Origin of the sequence: Pasteurella multocida, assembly GCF_900187275.1 — a bacterium.
Lineage (GTDB): Bacteria > Pseudomonadota > Gammaproteobacteria > Enterobacterales > Pasteurellaceae > Pasteurella > Pasteurella multocida.
Window position 1 is genome coordinate 1,028,886 of record NZ_LT906458.1, and the last position, 16,710, is coordinate 1,045,595.

The 16,710-nt window shown below is 42.4% G+C and carries 10 protein-coding genes, 2 tRNA genes and 2 rRNA genes; 8 read left to right on the plus strand and 6 right to left on the minus strand.

Translation table 11 applies throughout. The annotated features are described in order from the left end of the window. Positions 1-12: 12 nt before the first annotated feature. The 4 genes from CKV69_RS04750 to CKV69_RS04765 form a co-directional block, all read right to left on the minus strand. A 23S ribosomal RNA gene (locus CKV69_RS04750) occupies positions 13-2,912 on the minus strand. A gap of 321 nt (positions 2,913-3,233) precedes the next feature. Next, positions 3,234-3,309: transfer RNA gene (locus CKV69_RS04755), tRNA-Ala, on the minus strand. Positions 3,310-3,370: 61 nt separating this feature from the next. Then, positions 3,371-3,447, minus strand: a tRNA-Ile gene (locus CKV69_RS04760). Positions 3,448-3,530: 83 nt separating this feature from the next. Further along, positions 3,531-5,072: ribosomal RNA gene (locus CKV69_RS04765) — 16S ribosomal RNA — on the minus strand. The 16S and 23S rRNA genes sit together here with 2 tRNA genes alongside, the layout of an rRNA operon. Before the next feature lie 388 nt (positions 5,073-5,460). Here CKV69_RS04765 and CKV69_RS04770 point away from each other — a divergent pair. After that, positions 5,461-6,306, plus strand: a complete 846-nt coding sequence (locus tag CKV69_RS04770; RefSeq protein WP_016504475.1) for a DUF5718 family protein — start codon at positions 5,461-5,463, stop codon at positions 6,304-6,306. A gap of 62 nt (positions 6,307-6,368) precedes the next feature. Here the strand turns inward: CKV69_RS04770 and birA are convergent, their stop codons facing one another. After that, on the minus strand, positions 6,369-7,307 hold the full coding sequence (birA, locus tag CKV69_RS04775) for a bifunctional biotin--[acetyl-CoA-carboxylase] ligase/biotin operon repressor BirA (RefSeq protein WP_014326180.1): 939 nt from the start codon (positions 7,305-7,307) through the stop codon (positions 6,369-6,371). A gap of 167 nt (positions 7,308-7,474) precedes the next feature. On the opposite strand from birA, the gene guaB reads away from it, so the two are divergent. The 3 genes from guaB (at position 7,475) to guaA (ending at position 11,963) form a co-directional block, all read left to right on the plus strand. Then, a complete protein-coding gene (gene guaB, locus CKV69_RS04780) occupies positions 7,475-8,938 on the plus strand; it encodes an IMP dehydrogenase (RefSeq protein WP_005725353.1) in 1,464 nt (487 codons plus the stop codon). 73 nt (positions 8,939-9,011) lie between these two features. Next, the gene (locus tag CKV69_RS04785) at positions 9,012-10,283 is read left to right on the plus strand and encodes a hypothetical protein (RefSeq protein WP_014326181.1); all 1,272 of its coding nucleotides are present in this window, start codon (positions 9,012-9,014) and stop codon (positions 10,281-10,283) included. 108 nt (positions 10,284-10,391) lie between these two features. Next, a complete protein-coding gene (guaA, locus tag CKV69_RS04790) occupies positions 10,392-11,963 on the plus strand; it encodes a glutamine-hydrolyzing GMP synthase (protein ID WP_005725350.1) in 1,572 nt (523 codons plus the stop codon). A gap of 68 nt (positions 11,964-12,031) precedes the next feature. On the opposite strand, the gene CKV69_RS04795 is transcribed toward guaA, so the two are convergent. Continuing rightward, positions 12,032-12,385, minus strand: a complete 354-nt coding sequence (locus tag CKV69_RS04795) for a c-type lysozyme inhibitor (RefSeq protein ID WP_038641879.1) — start codon at positions 12,383-12,385, stop codon at positions 12,032-12,034. A 282-nt stretch (positions 12,386-12,667) separates the two neighbouring features. On the opposite strand from CKV69_RS04795, the gene accA reads away from it, so the two are divergent. Genes accA through tilS form a run of 4 tightly spaced genes read left to right on the plus strand, consistent with a single transcriptional unit; the run spans position 12,668 to position 16,602 of the window. Next, the gene (gene accA, locus CKV69_RS04800) at positions 12,668-13,621 is read left to right on the plus strand and encodes an acetyl-CoA carboxylase carboxyl transferase subunit alpha (protein ID WP_014326182.1); all 954 of its coding nucleotides are present in this window, start codon (positions 12,668-12,670) and stop codon (positions 13,619-13,621) included. A 51-nt stretch (positions 13,622-13,672) separates the two neighbouring features. Further along, a complete protein-coding gene (locus CKV69_RS04805; protein ID WP_014326183.1) occupies positions 13,673-14,389 on the plus strand; it encodes a DUF4850 domain-containing protein in 717 nt (238 codons plus the stop codon). Between the two features lies 1 nt (position 14,390). Continuing rightward, positions 14,391-15,251, plus strand: a complete 861-nt coding sequence (pdxY, locus tag CKV69_RS04810; protein ID WP_005721193.1) for a pyridoxal kinase PdxY — start codon at positions 14,391-14,393, stop codon at positions 15,249-15,251. A gap of 55 nt (positions 15,252-15,306) precedes the next feature. After that, positions 15,307-16,602 (plus strand): tRNA lysidine(34) synthetase TilS, encoded by a 1,296-nt coding sequence (tilS, locus tag CKV69_RS04815; RefSeq protein ID WP_025248489.1) that lies wholly within the window; start codon positions 15,307-15,309, stop codon positions 16,600-16,602. The last annotated feature ends 108 nt before the right edge of the window (positions 16,603-16,710 follow it).

Genomic DNA, 16,710 nt, shown 5'->3' on the forward strand with positions numbered 1-16,710 from the left:
CTTGAGCGTTGTATGGTTAAGCCTCTCGGGCAATTAGTATTGGTTAGCTCAATGTATCACTACACTTACACACCCAACCTATCTACGTCGTAGTCTACAACAACCCTTACTGACTTAAAGTCAGGGATGACTCATCTCTTGGCAAGTTTCGTGCTTAGATGCTTTCAGCACTTATCTCTTCCGCATTTAGCTACCCAGCAATGCCTCTGGCGAGACAACTGGAACACCAGTGATGCGTCCACTCCGGTCCTCTCGTACTAGGAGCAGCCCCAATCAATCATCCAACGCCCACGGCAGATAGGGACCGAACTGTCTCACGACGTTCTAAACCCAGCTCGCGTACCACTTTAAATGGCGAACAGCCATACCCTTGGGACCTACTTCAGCCCCAGGATGTGATGAGCCGACATCGAGGTGCCAAACACCGCCGTCGATATGAACTCTTGGGCGGTATCAGCCTGTTATCCCCGGAGTACCTTTTATCCGTTGAGCGATGGCCCTTCCATTCAGAACCACCGGATCACTATGACCTGCTTTCGCACCTGCTCGACTTGTCTGTCTCGCAGTTAAGCTTGCTTATACCATTGCACTAACCTGACGATGTCCGACCGTCATTAGCAAACCTTCGTGCTCCTCCGTTACGCTTTGGGAGGAGACCGCCCCAGTCAAACTACCCACCAGACACTGTCCGAGTACCCGTTTCAGGCACTTCGTTAGAACATCAAACGTTAAAGGGTGGTATTTCAAGGTCGCCTCCACAATGACTGGCGTCACTGCTTCAAAGGCTCCCACCTATCCTACACATCAAAATTCAATGTTCAGTGTCAAGCTATAGTAAAGGTTCACGGGGTCTTTCCGTCTAGCCGCGGGTACACCGCATCTTCACGGCGATTTCAATTTCACTGAGTCTCGGGTGGAGACAGCCTGGCCATCATTATGCCATTCGTGCAGGTCGGAACTTACCCGACAAGGAATTTCGCTACCTTAGGACCGTTATAGTTACGGCCGCCGTTTACTGGGGCTTCGATCAGGAGCTTCTCTTTCGATAACACCATCAATTAACCTTCCAGCACCGGGCAGGCATCACACCCTATACGTCCACTTTCGTGTTTGCAGAGTGCTGTGTTTTTAATAAACAGTTGCAGCCAGCTGGTATCTTCGACTTACTTCACCTTCATCCGCGAGGGACTACAATTACTGTAAGCGCACCTTCTCCCGAAGTTACGGTGCTATTTTGCCTAGTTCCTTCACCCGAGTTCTCTCAAGCGCCTGAGTATTCTCTACCTGACCACCTGTGTCGGTTTTCAGTACGGTTTAGATAAACCTGAAGCTTAGTGGCTTTTCCTGGAAGCAGGGTATCAGTTACTTCAGTCCCTTAAGACCTCGTCATCAGCTCTCAGTGTTTATAAAGACCCGGATTTGCCTAAGTCTTCCACCTACCACCTTAAACAGACATCCAACAGTCTGCTAACCTAACCTTCTCCGTCCCCACATCGCAGTTTATCCAAGTACGGGAATATTAACCCGTTTCCCATCGACTACGCTTTTCAGCCTCGCCTTAGGGGCCGACTCACCCTGCCCCGATTAACGTTGGACAGGAACCCTTGGTCTTCCGGCGAACGAGTTTTTCACTCGTTTTATCGTTACTTATGTCAGCATTCGCACTTGTGATACGTCCAGCAACCCTCTCGAGCCACCTTCATCCGCTTACACAACGCTCCCCTACCCAACAGAATAAATTCTGATGCCGCAGCTTCGGTGCTATATTTGAGCCCCGTTACATCTTCCGCGCAGGCCGACTCGACTAGTGAGCTATTACGCTTTCTTTAAATGATGGCTGCTTCTAAGCCAACATCCTAGCTGTCTAAGCCTTCCCACTTCGTTTCCCACTTAATATAGACTTCGGGACCTTAGCTGGCGGTCTGGGTTGTTTCCCTCTCCACGACGAACGTTAGCACCCGCCGTGTGTCTCCTGAGTATCACTCTTCGGTATTCGCAGTTTGCATCGGGTTGGTAATCCGGGATGGACCCCTAGCCGAAACAGTGCTCTACCCCCGAAGGTGTCCGCTCAAGGCTCTACCTAAATAGATTTCGGGGAGAACCAGCTATCTCCCGGTTTGATTGGCCTTTCACCCCCAGCCACAAGTCATCCGCTAATTTTTCAACATTAGTCGGTTCGGTCCTCCAGTTAGTGTTACCCAACCTTCAACCTGCCCATGGCTAGATCACCGGGTTTCGGGTCTATACCTTGCAACTCAACGCCCAGTTAAGACTCGGTTTCCCTTCGGCTCCCTTATTCAGTTAACCTCGCTACAAAATATAAGTCGCTGACCCATTATACAAAAGGTACGCAGTCACAAGGTTGCCCTCGCTCCTACTGCTTGTACGTACAGGGTTTCAGGTTCTATTTCACTCCCCTCACCGGGGTTCTTTTCGCCTTTCCTTCACAGTACTGGTTCACTATCGGTCAATCAGGAGTATTTAGCCTTGGAGGATGGTCCCCCCATCTTCAAACAGGATTTCTCGTGTCCCGCCTTACTTATCGTAAGCTTAGTTCCACTAACATACTTTCGAGTACGGGATTATCACCCTCTTTGATTTGGCTTCCCAGCCAATTCCTCTAATATGCTAGCTAAAACTTACTGGCTCTTCCGCTTTCGCTCGCCGCTACTCACAGAATCTCGGTTGATTTCTTTTCCTCGGGGTACTTAGATGTTTCAGTTCTCCCGGTTCGCCTTTCATCGCTATGTATTCACCATGAAATGATGGATTCTTCATCCATCGGGTTTCCCCATTCGGACATCTTGGATTAAACGCCTCTTATCGACTCATCCAAGCTTTTCGCAGATTAGCACGTCCTTCATCGCCTCTGATTGCCAAGGCATCCGCCCTGTACGCTTAGTCACTTAACCATACAACCTCAAGTATTCTTACTTAATCTCAATTAATCCATTAACCTTTGCTAATGCATTAATCAAGTTTCATCACCTTGATGTTGTGTTTAAACGCTAAACACTTGCATGCCTTTTTTCATGCAAGATTTTTTCTACTCAGACTTTCTTTCGAAAATCTCTTCAGTTTTTCAGCTTGTTTCCAATTTTTTAAAGAACAATAAAGACAAGTCAAAATGGCTTCGCCATTTTTCGCTCATCATTGCTAAATATTCTTAATGTAAAAACCATTAACCTATCCAGACTAATGCCATTTACACAAAACACTTAGCAATGATGATTTGGTGGAGATAAGCGGGATCGAACCGCTGACCTCCTGCGTGCAAGGCAGGCGCTCTCCCAGCTGAGCTATATCCCCATTCACATCATTACAATGCGCCGTCATCCCTTTTCGCTTCACTCTTTTGCTTTCGCTTGAGTGGTGGGTCTGAGTGGACTTGAACCACCGACCTCACCCTTATCAGGGGTGCGCTCTAACCACCTGAGCTACAGACCCAAAAGGATTTCGGTTTTTTGTCTCTTCATTGACACAATCTACCAAACAATCTGTGTGAACACTTGCAGTCGTTCCATTTTAGGTAAGGAGGTGATCCAACCGCAGGTTCCCCTACGGTTACCTTGTTACGACTTCACCCCAGTCATGAATCATACCGTGGTAAACGCCCCCCCGAAGGTTAAGCTATCTACTTCTGGTACAACCCACTCCCATGGTGTGACGGGCGGTGTGTACAAGGCCCGGGAACGTATTCACCGCAACATTCTGATTTGCGATTACTAGCGATTCCGACTTCATGGAGTCGAGTTGCAGACTCCAATCCGGACTTAGATGCACTTTCTGAGATTCGCTCAAGCTCGCACTCTCGCTGCCCTCTGTATGCACCATTGTAGCACGTGTGTAGCCCTACTCGTAAGGGCCATGATGACTTGACGTCATCCCCACCTTCCTCCAGTTTGTCACTGGCAGTCTCCTTTGAGTTCCCGACCGAATCGCTGGCAACAAAGGATAAGGGTTGCGCTCGTTGCGGGACTTAACCCAACATTTCACAACACGAGCTGACGACAGCCATGCAGCACCTGTCTCTAAGTTCCCGAAGGCACAAGCTCATCTCTGAGCTCTTCTTAGGATGTCAAGAGTAGGTAAGGTTCTTCGCGTTGCATCGAATTAAACCACATGCTCCACCGCTTGTGCGGGCCCCCGTCAATTCATTTGAGTTTTAACCTTGCGGCCGTACTCCCCAGGCGGTCGATTTATCACGTTAGCTTCGGGCACCAAGCATATAGCCCAATCCCCAAATCGACAGCGTTTACAGCGTGGACTACCAGGGTATCTAATCCTGTTTGCTCCCCACGCTTTCGCACATGAGCGTCAGTACATTCCCAAGGGGCTGCCTTCGCCTTCGGTATTCCTCCACATCTCTACGCATTTCACCGCTACACGTGGAATTCTACCCCTCCCTAAAGTACTCTAGACTCCCAGTCTGAAATGCAGTTCCCAAGTTAAGCTCGGGGATTTCACATCTCACTTAAAAGTCCGCCTGCGTGCCCTTTACGCCCAGTTATTCCGATTAACGCTCGCACCCTCCGTATTACCGCGGCTGCTGGCACGGAGTTAGCCGGTGCTTCTTCTGTAATTAACGTCAATGATGCTATCTATTTAACAACATCCCTTCCTCATTACCGAAAGAACTTTACAACCCGAAGGCCTTCTTCATTCACGCGGCATGGCTGCGTCAGGGTTCCCCCCATTGCGCAATATTCCCCACTGCTGCCTCCCGTAGGAGTCTGGACCGTGTCTCAGTTCCAGTGTGGCTGGTCATCCTCTCAGACCAGCTAGAGATCGCAGGCTTGGTAGGCCTTTACCCCACCAACTACCTAATCCCACTTGGGCTCATCTTATGGCAGGTGGCCCTAAGGTCCCACCCTTTCCTCCTCAGAGAATACGCGGTATTAGCTGCAGTTTCCCACAGTTATCCCCCTCCATAAGCCAGATTCCCAAGCATTACTCACCCGTCCGCCACTCGTCAGCAAAGAAAGCAAGCTTTCTTCCTGCTACCGTTCGACTTGCATGTGTTAAGCCTGCCGCCAGCGTTCAATCTGAGCCATGATCAAACTCTTCAATTCAAAGTTCAATCGCTCAATAAACTGCTTAGCTAAAAGTTTACATTTACTTCAAAAGTATCATGAATTTTCAGTATTAAGCACCTATTAAGACTTCAATTTTAAAATTTTTTAAATGAAATCAATCAACAAGTGCCCACACAGATTGTCTGTTAGATTGTTAAAGAACAAAAAACAACGACGCGAGGTGTATCTACTATCTCGTACAACGTCGCGTCGTTGTGTGGGGCGTATTATAGGCATTTTAAAACCCTTTGCAACCCCTTTTTACAAAAAAAGTTAATTTTTTTATTAGCTGTTTACAGAACAAACAAAAACGGTTGTTTTCGCTTAAATTTAAGACTAAAGTGAAATGATTTTATCGTTTAATAGAATGAACAAGGAGGAAAACATGGCATTTGATTTTAAAAATATGATTTGTTTTGGTGTCGCAGGAAATTTCGCAGGTCATTTAGAACAAGCGGGTGAAGCGGCTGATTTTATTTCGGTGCAAACAGAAGAAGAAATTCAGCCAAAAGCGATTTTTCCTTTTTATGTACCGAGTGAAACACTCAATCCTGAACATCAATTTCTTGCCACGTTTCCTCTGACCCATGATCAAATCTGTTTTCCAAAGCAAAAAGGGGCGGATAATTTACAGATTGAACCAGAGATTGCCTTAATCTGTGATATTGAATATCAAGAGAAACAAGTCATTTCTCTTACACCGCGTTTCTTTACCGCCTACAATGATTGTTCTATCCGTCGTCCCGATGCAAAAAAAATTAGTGAAAAGAAAAACTGGGGAGAAAAAACCAAGGGGCTTGCTAACACGCTATTACCGCTAAGTTCTTTTGCACCAGGTTGTGAATTAGATCATTACCATATTGCCTGTTTTCATAAACGTGGTACAGATTTCAATGAATACGGCATCGATAGTCCTGCTCTGGGTTATAGTTATTTTCATCAAAAGTTATTGAATTGGATAATCACTAAGATGAATACCCAACCTGATCAAGGACCTATGAACGATATTCCTGCTTTATTAGCGAAAGCCAATTATCCTAAACAAGCCGTGATTGGCATTGGCGCAACACGTTATACAGCTTTTGGCGAGCGTAATTTCTTACAAATTGGTGATACCAGTATTGTCGTAGTATATAACGCGAAAAAATACGACCACGAAACAATTGTGTCGATGGCAAAACAAAACAGGTTCGCTGAGGATATTGCAGCATTAGTACAAGTTGTTGTGTAAAGTATAAAGTGCGGTTAAAAATTTTCATTTTTTTGACCGCACTTTTATTTATAACGATAGTATCAAGAGGCTTTCCTGAGTGACACTTCCCCACCATTGAAATATTGCATTCCCTCGCTCGTTATCAGTTGAAGATAACCCCGTTTATCAATTCCCTGCGCAATACCTGTGATTTTATGGTTTTCCGTTAACACATGAACCTCTTCCCCAAAATACGCATCCATATCTCGCCAATCTTGGCGAAATGCTTCATCAATTCCTGCTTGTTCAAAATGTTGTAAACGTGCAATCAACTTTTTACCTAATTCTGCGATCAATTTATTCCGATCAATCGTTGGTAATACTTCAATCAGCTCTGCCCAAGGTTGATCAATTTGCTGTGTTTGTTTTGGGAAAGACAAATTAATGCCAAAGCCAATCACGAGATTATGTTGATTATTCTGACGATTGGCGATTTCGACCAAAATCCCTGCTAATTTGCGCCCATGTAATAGCACATCATTTGGCCATTTTAATCCAATGTTCAAAGCACCTGCTTGCTTTAGCGTTTCTGCGATTGCCATACCCACTACTAAACTCAAGCCTTCTAAATTGACCTTTTGGTCACATGCCCAATACAAACTCATAATCACTTGTCCAGCAAAAGGAGAAAGCCATTGACGACCACGTCGTCCACGTCCCGCAGTTTGATATTCTGCTAAGCAAATAGCGCCTTTTTCCAAATGTGCAATATTGTCAAGCAAGAATTGATTGGTCGAGTTAATAATCGGCTTAATATAAAGTGGGTAAGGTGCTAACGCTTGCGTCAAATAAGATTCATTTAAGCGACTTAATTGAGGTATGAGACGAAAATGTTGGACTTGCTGTTCTATTTGTATCCCTTGTTGTTTCAATTTTTCGATATTGTGTAAGATATCTTGTTCTGAATAACCTAAAAGTGCAGTCAATTCTGCTAAAGAAAGTTGTTGATAGCTAGCGAGTAATGCAAGTACGTTTTGCATAAAAATCCTTATTTATATAACCAAAGAGAGGCAACTTATTATAGACAATGATTTTCTCGAAAATCGATAAAAAAATCCATTTTCAAACAGCAACGAAATCTGTATAATGCGACCGCAATATTTTTTACCCTTTTATTTTTCATATCAACCTAAGAGAGAATATTGCAATGTTACGAGTAATAAAAGAAGCATTAACCTTCGATGATGTTTTGCTTGTCCCAGCACATTCTACTGTGCTCCCAAATACCGCAGACCTTTCCACTCAACTCACCAAAACTATCCGCCTCAATATCCCAATGTTATCCGCCGCCATGGATACCGTGACAGAAACTAAACTGGCAATCTCTCTTGCACAAGAAGGTGGCATCGGGTTTATTCATAAAAATATGTCTATTGAGCGTCAAGCGGAACGTGTCCGCAAAGTGAAAAAATTTGAGAGCGGTATTGTATCCGATCCTGTCACCGTTTCACCAACCTTATCTTTAGCAGAATTAAGTGAATTAGTGAAGAAAAATGGTTTTGCGAGTTTCCCTGTTGTTGATGATGAAAAAAATCTTGTCGGTATCATTACTGGTCGTGATACACGCTTTGTCACGGATTTAAATAAAACAGTGGCGGACTTTATGACCCCTAAAGCTCGTCTTGTCACGGTGAAACGCAATGCAAGTCGCGATGAAATTTTTGGTCTAATGCATACACACCGTGTAGAAAAAGTCCTTGTTGTCAGCGACGATTTCAAATTAAAAGGCATGATCACCTTAAAAGACTACCAAAAATCCGAGCAAAAACCACAAGCCTGTAAAGATGAATTTGGTCGTTTACGTGTCGGTGCTGCAGTAGGAGCAGGACCTGGTAATGAAGAACGTATTGATGCATTAGTGAAAGCAGGGGTCGATGTGTTATTGATTGACTCATCACACGGTCATTCAGAAGGTGTGTTACAACGTGTGCGTGAAACTCGTGCGAAATACCCAGATTTGCCAATTGTTGCAGGTAATGTGGCAACCGCTGAAGGCGCAATTGCGTTGGCTGATGCAGGGGCAAGTGCAGTGAAAGTGGGGATTGGTCCTGGTTCAATTTGTACAACACGTATTGTCACAGGCGTGGGCGTTCCACAAATTACAGCGATTGCCGATGCGGCAGAAGCACTAAAAGATCGGGGTATTCCTGTGATTGCAGATGGCGGTATCCGTTTCTCTGGTGATATTTCGAAAGCCATTGCGGCGGGCGCCTCTTGTGTTATGGTGGGTTCCATGTTTGCAGGTACAGAAGAAGCACCAGGTGAAATCGAACTTTATCAAGGTCGTGCCTTTAAATCTTATCGAGGTATGGGATCGTTAGGTGCGATGAGCAAAGGCTCAAGCGACCGCTATTTCCAGTCCGATAATGCAGCTGACAAATTAGTACCAGAAGGTATTGAAGGACGTATTCCATATAAAGGATTCTTAAAAGAAATTATCCATCAACAAATGGGTGGATTGCGTTCTTGTATGGGCTTAACGGGTTGTGCAACCATTGATGAACTCCGTACCAAAGCGCAGTTTGTGCGCATTAGTGGTGCAGGGATCCAAGAAAGCCATGTGCATGATGTGACTATCACAAAAGAAGCCCCTAATTATCGTATGGGTTAAACATTGCTTAGGTGGGGATTATCCCCACCTAAGTTTATTTTAAATAACAACGTTAATAGAGAAGCTTATTTTTATGTATGGCATTAAAATTAAAAATGTTATTAAACTTTTTCTATTAAAGTTTTTAAGAAATAAATATCGATATAAAATCAATATTCAACATCATCTCATTAGTATTGAAGGAAAATGCGGTGAGTTTGATTTAAGCCAGCTAAACTATGTTTATTTGGTGAAAGATCCTGAGATAAGAAATAATCGACTGACACTGTACTTGAATGATTTTTTCAAAATTGGGGTAAATTATCATGGATTTACTCAAATGTATCAGACACTATCATCCAAGTATGGTTTTGATGACGCAACGTTTTTTGAATATCTTTGTAAGAAAGGGCCTTTTTCTATTCAAATTTGGCGTAAAAAACAAACTCAAAATTATGTGATTCTTGATGAAGCCTATACTGACTATACACAAGGTTTTGAAATTCAATCTCCTGAAAAAATATTTATTCCTTGGGGGACTACTTATGAAGCCTTATTTCAGCAGACACAATTTAAAGAAAAAGGAATCTCTTATGACTTTATCTTCCCTATTCGGATAGGGCGTTTATTACTCAAGGATGTGTGGATCACACCAAGTGTCCGAAAAGATGTACCGATTTTAGCGTTATACACTGAGTGCTATCATGAATCCGCGACAGAAAAAAGTTATCAGGAATTAACCGCCGCATTACGTGAGAACCAACAGTTAATCAGATCATGTGTTGAAGAACGAGCCGATCCGAAATTATATAAGTCTGTTTTACGCCTTAACGCGACAGAATTTGAATTGCGTTATTATCGACATATACGAGACGATTTTGATAGGGGATACACTAAATTCAGCATTAGAGATACGACAGACTATTTAGATTATGTGATCAACGAGCCTTATGAAAATCAATTAGTGATAACGGATTATTTAGTGATTGAGGCGCAAAATTTAATAAAAATGGATTATACCGATAATTCCATTATTAAACGCCGACCACCAAAAATAAAAGAAAAGTTTCGTGATGCACAAAGCCTGATTTGGACAGATGATCTCAATCATAAAATCGGTTTTACCAGTGATGACCGCGCTATCGTCTTTGATAAAGCGGACATTGAATCCTTTACTCTGGCAAATATAGAGACAACCCGAAGACATAATCGCAGTTCACTCAGCATCTGTTTTGTGGATAAAAATAAGGAAGCCATCACTGTATTTCTAGCTGAACATCATTTTCTGATACCCTATGTGGATAAAATAAAAACACTGACACAAAAAGAGGTGTTGTTTCTTGAAGAATATATAGAGGATGTTTAAAAAACCGATAACATCTTGATGTCATCGCAAATTCAAACTCCTTTTACACAATATATTTAAACTTTAACCCGATTTAATATTTACGTAAAAACAACTAAGAGAACTTAAATGAACAACATTCACAACCATAAAATTTTAATTTTGGACTTCGGTTCACAATATACCCAGTTGATTGCCCGCCGTGTACGTGAAATTGGCGTGTACTGCGAACTTTGGGCATGGGATGTATCCGAAGCCGATATTCGTGAGTTTAATCCAACTGGGATTATTCTTTCTGGTGGTCCTGAAAGTACCACTGAAGAAAACAGCCCACGAGCTCCCGAATACGTATTCAACGCCGGTGTACCCGTATTAGGGATCTGTTATGGTATGCAAACCATGGCGATGCAACTAGGTGGTTTAACTGAAACTTCTACTCACCGAGAATTTGGTTATGCATCAGTGAATCTAAAAGCCGCGGACGCGTTATTTGCTCAATTAAATGATGATGTCGCAAGTTCACAGCCCAAATTAGACGTTTGGATGAGCCATGGCGATAAAGTGACGCGTTTGCCAGATCATTTCCAAGTCACCGCAATGACCTCAACCTGTCCAATCGCAGCTATGTCGGATGAACGTCGTCGTTTTTATGGTGTCCAATTCCACCCAGAAGTGACTCATACAAAAAGCGGGCTTGAATTATTAACGAATTTTGTGGTGAAGATCTGTGGTTGTGAACGTAACTGGACACCAGAAAATATCATTGAAGATGCCGTTGCTCGTCTTAAAGCACAAGTGGGCGATGATGAAGTGATTTTAGGCTTATCTGGTGGCGTTGACTCTTCTGTCACTGCACTACTCTTACATCGTGCGATTGGTAAAAACTTACACTGTGTTTTCGTAGATAACGGTTTATTACGTCTCAACGAAGCGGAACAAGTGATGGAGATGTTTGGCGATAAATTTGGTTTAAACATTATCCACGTAAAAGCAGAAGATCGTTTCTTAGATGCGTTAAAAGGCATCGATGAGCCCGAAGCAAAACGTAAAATGATTGGTAAAGTCTTTGTGGATGTCTTTGATGATGAATCGAAAAAACTCACCAGCGTCAAATGGTTAGCCCAAGGCACGATTTATCCGGATGTTATTGAGTCTGCGGCAAGTAAAACAGGTAAAGCACATGTGATTAAATCACACCATAACGTCGGTGGTTTACCTGACTACATGAAGCTAGGACTTGTTGAACCACTTCGTGAATTATTTAAAGATGAAGTACGTAAAATCGGTTTAGCATTAGGTTTACCAGCTGAAATGTTAAATCGTCACCCATTCCCAGGACCAGGTTTAGGTGTCCGTGTTTTAGGTGAAATCAAAAAAGAATACTGTGATTTAGTCCGCCTTGCTGATGCGATCTTTATGGAAGAGTTGCATGCTTCTGGTTGGTACTACAAAGTCAGCCAAGCCTTCACGGTATTTTTACCAGTAAAATCCGTAGGTGTCATGGGTGATGGGCGTAAATATGACTGGGTAGTTTCCCTCCGTGCTGTGGAAACAATCGATTTTATGACCGCACATTGGGCACACCTGCCTTATGATCTCTTAGGTAAAATTTCCAATCGTATTATTAATGAAGTCAATGGGATTTCTCGCGTTGTTTATGACGTTAGCGGTAAGCCGCCAGCAACAATTGAGTGGGAATAACCTAACAAATAAGCCCTGCAAATGCAGGGCTTTCTATTTTGTTTAATGTTTAATTGATTAGTATTGACTTATTCCGTCACACAACCGCCAATAATCACTTGCCCATCACCAATCAATTCTGCTTTATTTCCTTTGGTGTGAAGTTCGTAAGTATAATCTTTATTGATGGCTTTATAATTTGCGCCTGAAGCTGACTTAACAATTTCAAGTGGAATCATTTCGTCAACTTGGTTAATAATCGCAAAACTATCTTTGCTGGTATTCACAAAAATCACATCGAGTGTTTTTTTCCCTTCACAGCTATAAACGACTTTCGCTAATTCCCCTTTTGAACTGGCTTCCATAATGGTTGCTTGTGCAGAAATTGCACTTAATGAAAGAGTAGCTAATATTGCAATCAATGCTGTTTTATTTAATTTCATAAAAACTCCTAAATTCATTTTATTGCGTACCAAACGCATTGCTTGGACAAAAGATTATCCATAAAAGTTCAATCAATATTTTTATATCTAAAGAAATAATCAAATTGAGAAAAGTCTGTACTTAACCCCATTCCTCTTTCTCTGATATCTAATGGTATAACAAGTGAATCAGCACATGATTTTTGCTAAAAAAAAGCATACAATATTGCCTATGTTTGCACCTTAATAAAAATCTTGCTAAAGTGCGCTACAAATTGTGCTAATTTAAGAACAGGAAGAAAAATGGCCCAAGAATATTTAGATTTTGAATTACCTATCGCAGAACTGGAAGCGAAAATCGAATCTCTGCGTTCTGTCGCAAGTCAAGACGATGAAATTAATCTTGATGATGAAATTGCACGTTTGCAAAAGAAAAGTGCCGAGTTAACCAAAAAAACCTTTGCCAATTTAGACGCATGGCAAGTGTCAAAAATGGCACGTCATCCAAATCGTCCTTATACACTTGATTATATTGAACGTATTTTTACTGAATTTGAAGAATTAGCCGGTGATCGCGCCTTTGCCGATGATAAAGCCATTGTAGGCGGTTTAGCCCGTTTAGACGGCAAACCGGTTATGGTCATCGGTCACCAAAAAGGACGCAGTGTCAAAGACAAAGTCAAACGTAACTTTGGTATGCCTGCCCCTGAAGGTTACCGTAAAGCTTTACGTTTAATGCAAATGGCGGAGCGTTTTAATTTACCGATTATTACCTTTATTGATACACCAGGAGCATACCCAGGTGTAGGTGCAGAAGAACGTGGTCAGTCCGAGGCCATTGCTCGTAATTTACGTGAAATGTCTACTTTAAAAGTACCAGTGATTTGTACCGTTATCGGTGAAGGTGGTTCAGGTGGCGCGTTAGCCATTGGTGTAGGTGATAAAGTCAATATGTTGCAATACAGTACTTATTCTGTGATTTCACCTGAAGGTTGTGCCTCTATTTTATGGAAAAGCGCAGAAAAAGCATCTACAGCAGCGGAAGTCATGGGATTAACGGCCAATCGTCTGAAAGAATTAAACTTAATTGACAGTATCATTGAAGAACCGTTAGGCGGCGCACATCGTGATTTTGACGCGATGGCGCATAACTTAAAACAACGTTTATTAGACGATCTCAACGAACTGGAAATGCTTGATGAAGATAATCTACTTCATCGCCGTTATAATCGTTTAATGGACTACGGTTACTGTTAAAACTCAATTAGTGCGGTACACATACCGCACTTTTTTTTGGGAAAGGTTATTATGCGTCGTATTTCACTTTTCATCACTGCTATTTTCTCCCTTAGTTATTCTGTGATTGCTTTTGCAGATAAATATGAATTTTCCTTTGCGCCCAATATCGAGCAAGACCCCGTGATGATGGAAGCCATATTTTTAGAAAAAAGGATACTGAACAAGCAAGAAATTTCTGTTTATCAAACAAAATATGAAAACAATATTGAAGGTAGTTGGATAAAAACCCCCGTCACGCCGTTTTCAACGAAATTAAACGCTGAGATCTTAGAACAATTTGACCTTTATGCTGTACCTTTTGAAAAAATGATCCTTGTGCCTAAAAATTGGCAACTACTGAATGGTGGTGTTGGCGTAAACGGTTCAATTTCTTATGTTTTTACACCCAAAACAGGAAAAGGTTATTTATCTTATTACCATGCGGGTGCTTGTGTAGGCTGTGCCATGATATCAGCCTCTGCGTTTTTTCCAGAAGCACAAAAAGATGCCAAAGAACATGATTTTGAAGCCTATAGCGCCACTGTCCCACCATTATCACAAGTACGCTTAAAACCACATCTCATGGCTTATCAGGTCAATAAAGGGAAAGATAAACTGGATGGGGTTGCTTATTATAATCTCGAAAATGATGGTTCATTTTGGAAAGCTGAAGTATTCTTGCCAGAATCACAACAAAAATTAGCAACCCCACTACTTAATCAATTTATTCGAGAAGGAAAACAATAACATGAAACATGTGCTTTCAATACAGTCCCATGTGGTCTATGGCTATGCGGGAAATAAATCTGCTACATTCCCTATGCAATTATTAGGTGTGGATGTTTGGGCATTAAATACAGTTCAATTTTCTAACCATACGCAATATGGTAAATGGACTGGCATGGTGATTCCGAAAGAACAAATTGGCGAAATTGTGCGTGGTATTGATGCCATTGAAGCGCTCCACTTATGCGACGCCATTGTTTCTGGCTATATTGGTTCGGCTGAACAAGTCGAAGAAATTGTTAATGCGGTGCGTTTTATTAAAAGCAAAAATCCAAATGCGCTGTACTTATGCGATCCTGTTATGGGTCATCCTGATAAAGGCTGTATCGTTGCAGAAGGCGTAAAAGAAGGGCTAATTAATTTAGCCATGGCAGAAGCCGATTTGATCACACCGAATTTAGTCGAATTACGTGAGCTAAGTGGTCTCCCTGTCGAAAATTTTGCACAAGCACAAGATGCGGTCAGAGCGATCCTCGCCAAAGGACCGAAAAAAGTTCTCGTCAAACACCTTAGCAAAGTCGGTAAAGACTCAAGCCAATTTGAAATGCTATTGGCAACCAAAGACGGCATGTGGCACATTAGTCGCCCATTACACCAATTCCGTAAAGAACCTGTTGGCGTGGGTGACTTAACCGCTGGTTTATTTATTGCTAATTTGCTGAATGGTAAATCTGATATTGAGGCCTTTGAACATACCGCCAATGCTGTCAATGATGTCATGACCGTTACACAACAAAAAGATAACTATGAATTACAAATTATTGCTGCACGTGAATACATTATGCAACCTAGCAGTCAATATAAAGCCGTGAAAATTGCTTAATTTCTTGCAAAAAGGGCGTTAGAATTAACGTCCTTTTACTTTGTGATGAAATACTATGTTGCTAACACAATTCCAAGCCGAAATTGCGCAACTTCCGCCCACACAACATCAGTTTTTAATTGGTTTTAGTGGTGGTTTGGATTCCACTGCTCTATTACTCTTGTTTGCAAAACTTCGTGAAAAACAACCGCACTTAATGCTACGGGCGATTCATATTCATCACGGACTAAGTGCTAACGCGGATGCATGGGTCACGCATTGCCAGCAAATTTGCCAACAAGTAGCCATTCCACTCATTGTAGAACAGGTCAAAATTGAACAGCACAAAGGGATTGAAGCGGGAGCAAGAGAAGCACGCTATCAAGCAATCCGCCAACATCTTCTGCCTAATGAAATGTTCGCCACAGCACATCATCAGCAAGATCAAACCGAAACTTTTTTCCTTGCCTTAAAACGAGGTAGTGGCTTGGCTGGTCTCGGTGCGATGCAAAGGGAAAGTACACTCTATTGTTTACCTATCTGTCGTCCATTATTAACCTTTACACGCCAAATGTTGTTAGATTATGTCAAGCAAGCAGGTTGCCCTTGGGTAGAAGATGAGAGCAATACAGACAGCCGTTATGAGCGCAATTTCTTACGCCATGAAGTCCTTCCACGCTTACGGCAACGCTGGCCACATTTTGACAATGCTGTGCAGCGCAGCGCACAACATTGCTTTGAGCAACAACAATTACTCAGTGAACTGCTACACGCCGAATTTGCACAACATTTTGATAAAACCGAGCGCACTTTTCAGCTCCGCGATTTTGCTACACGCTCTCTGTTAAAACAAAATGCATTACTCCGTTTATGGTTGGCGCAATGTGGGCTTTCTATGCCGTCTAAAGTGCAGTTAACGCAATTGATTCAAGATGTCATTCTTGCTAAATTGGATAGCCAACCCCAATTTCAACTGGGCGAATATTGTGTCCGTCGCTATCAGGATACACTCTACCTGACACCCCATTTTGCTGATTTATCATCACTGCGCTTACCAATTCACATTGGCGAAACACTTACCTTACCCGATCATTTAGGCATGCTTTCACTCCAACAACAAGCTGGGCAATTGCAGGTAATTTGGTCTCATCCACAACACACCTTCACAAGCATATTGCCTTTAACAGAAGACCCTATCGAAGTACGTTTTCGCTATTCTGGTAAAGTGCGTTTAAGCCCAACTAGTGCGAATAAAGACATCAAAAAACTCTGGCAGCAACATGCTGTCCCAGTATGGTTACGCCAACGTATTCCACTTATTTTCTATGCGGACAGGTTCAAAAGTGCGGTCGGTTATTTCAATGCTATCTAATGCCAGCTTTCCGCTTTACTTTTCTTTTTTCTGTTATCTCTTCTGACATTGTCATAAGTAGCGCAGTATAACCTCGCTTTCGTTATCAACACTGTTAGTCCATGTTGA

Coding starts and splice junctions, on each gene's coding strand:
- CKV69_RS04795 (WP_038641879.1), bottom strand. CDS start 12,385: ATGAAATTAAATAAAACAGCATTGATTGCAATATTAGCTACTCTTTCA.
- CKV69_RS04770 (WP_016504475.1), top strand. CDS start 5,461: ATGGCATTTGATTTTAAAAATATGATTTGTTTTGGTGTCGCAGGAAAT.
- birA (WP_014326180.1), bottom strand. CDS start 7,307: ATGCAAAACGTACTTGCATTACTCGCTAGCTATCAACAACTTTCTTTA.
- tilS (WP_025248489.1), top strand. CDS start 15,307: ATGTTGCTAACACAATTCCAAGCCGAAATTGCGCAACTTCCGCCCACA.
- CKV69_RS04805 (WP_014326183.1), top strand. CDS start 13,673: ATGCGTCGTATTTCACTTTTCATCACTGCTATTTTCTCCCTTAGTTAT.
- guaB (WP_005725353.1), top strand. CDS start 7,475: ATGTTACGAGTAATAAAAGAAGCATTAACCTTCGATGATGTTTTGCTT.
- pdxY (WP_005721193.1), top strand. CDS start 14,391: ATGAAACATGTGCTTTCAATACAGTCCCATGTGGTCTATGGCTATGCG.
- accA (WP_014326182.1), top strand. CDS start 12,668: ATGGCCCAAGAATATTTAGATTTTGAATTACCTATCGCAGAACTGGAA.
- CKV69_RS04785 (WP_014326181.1), top strand. CDS start 9,012: ATGTATGGCATTAAAATTAAAAATGTTATTAAACTTTTTCTATTAAAG.
- guaA (WP_005725350.1), top strand. CDS start 10,392: ATGAACAACATTCACAACCATAAAATTTTAATTTTGGACTTCGGTTCA.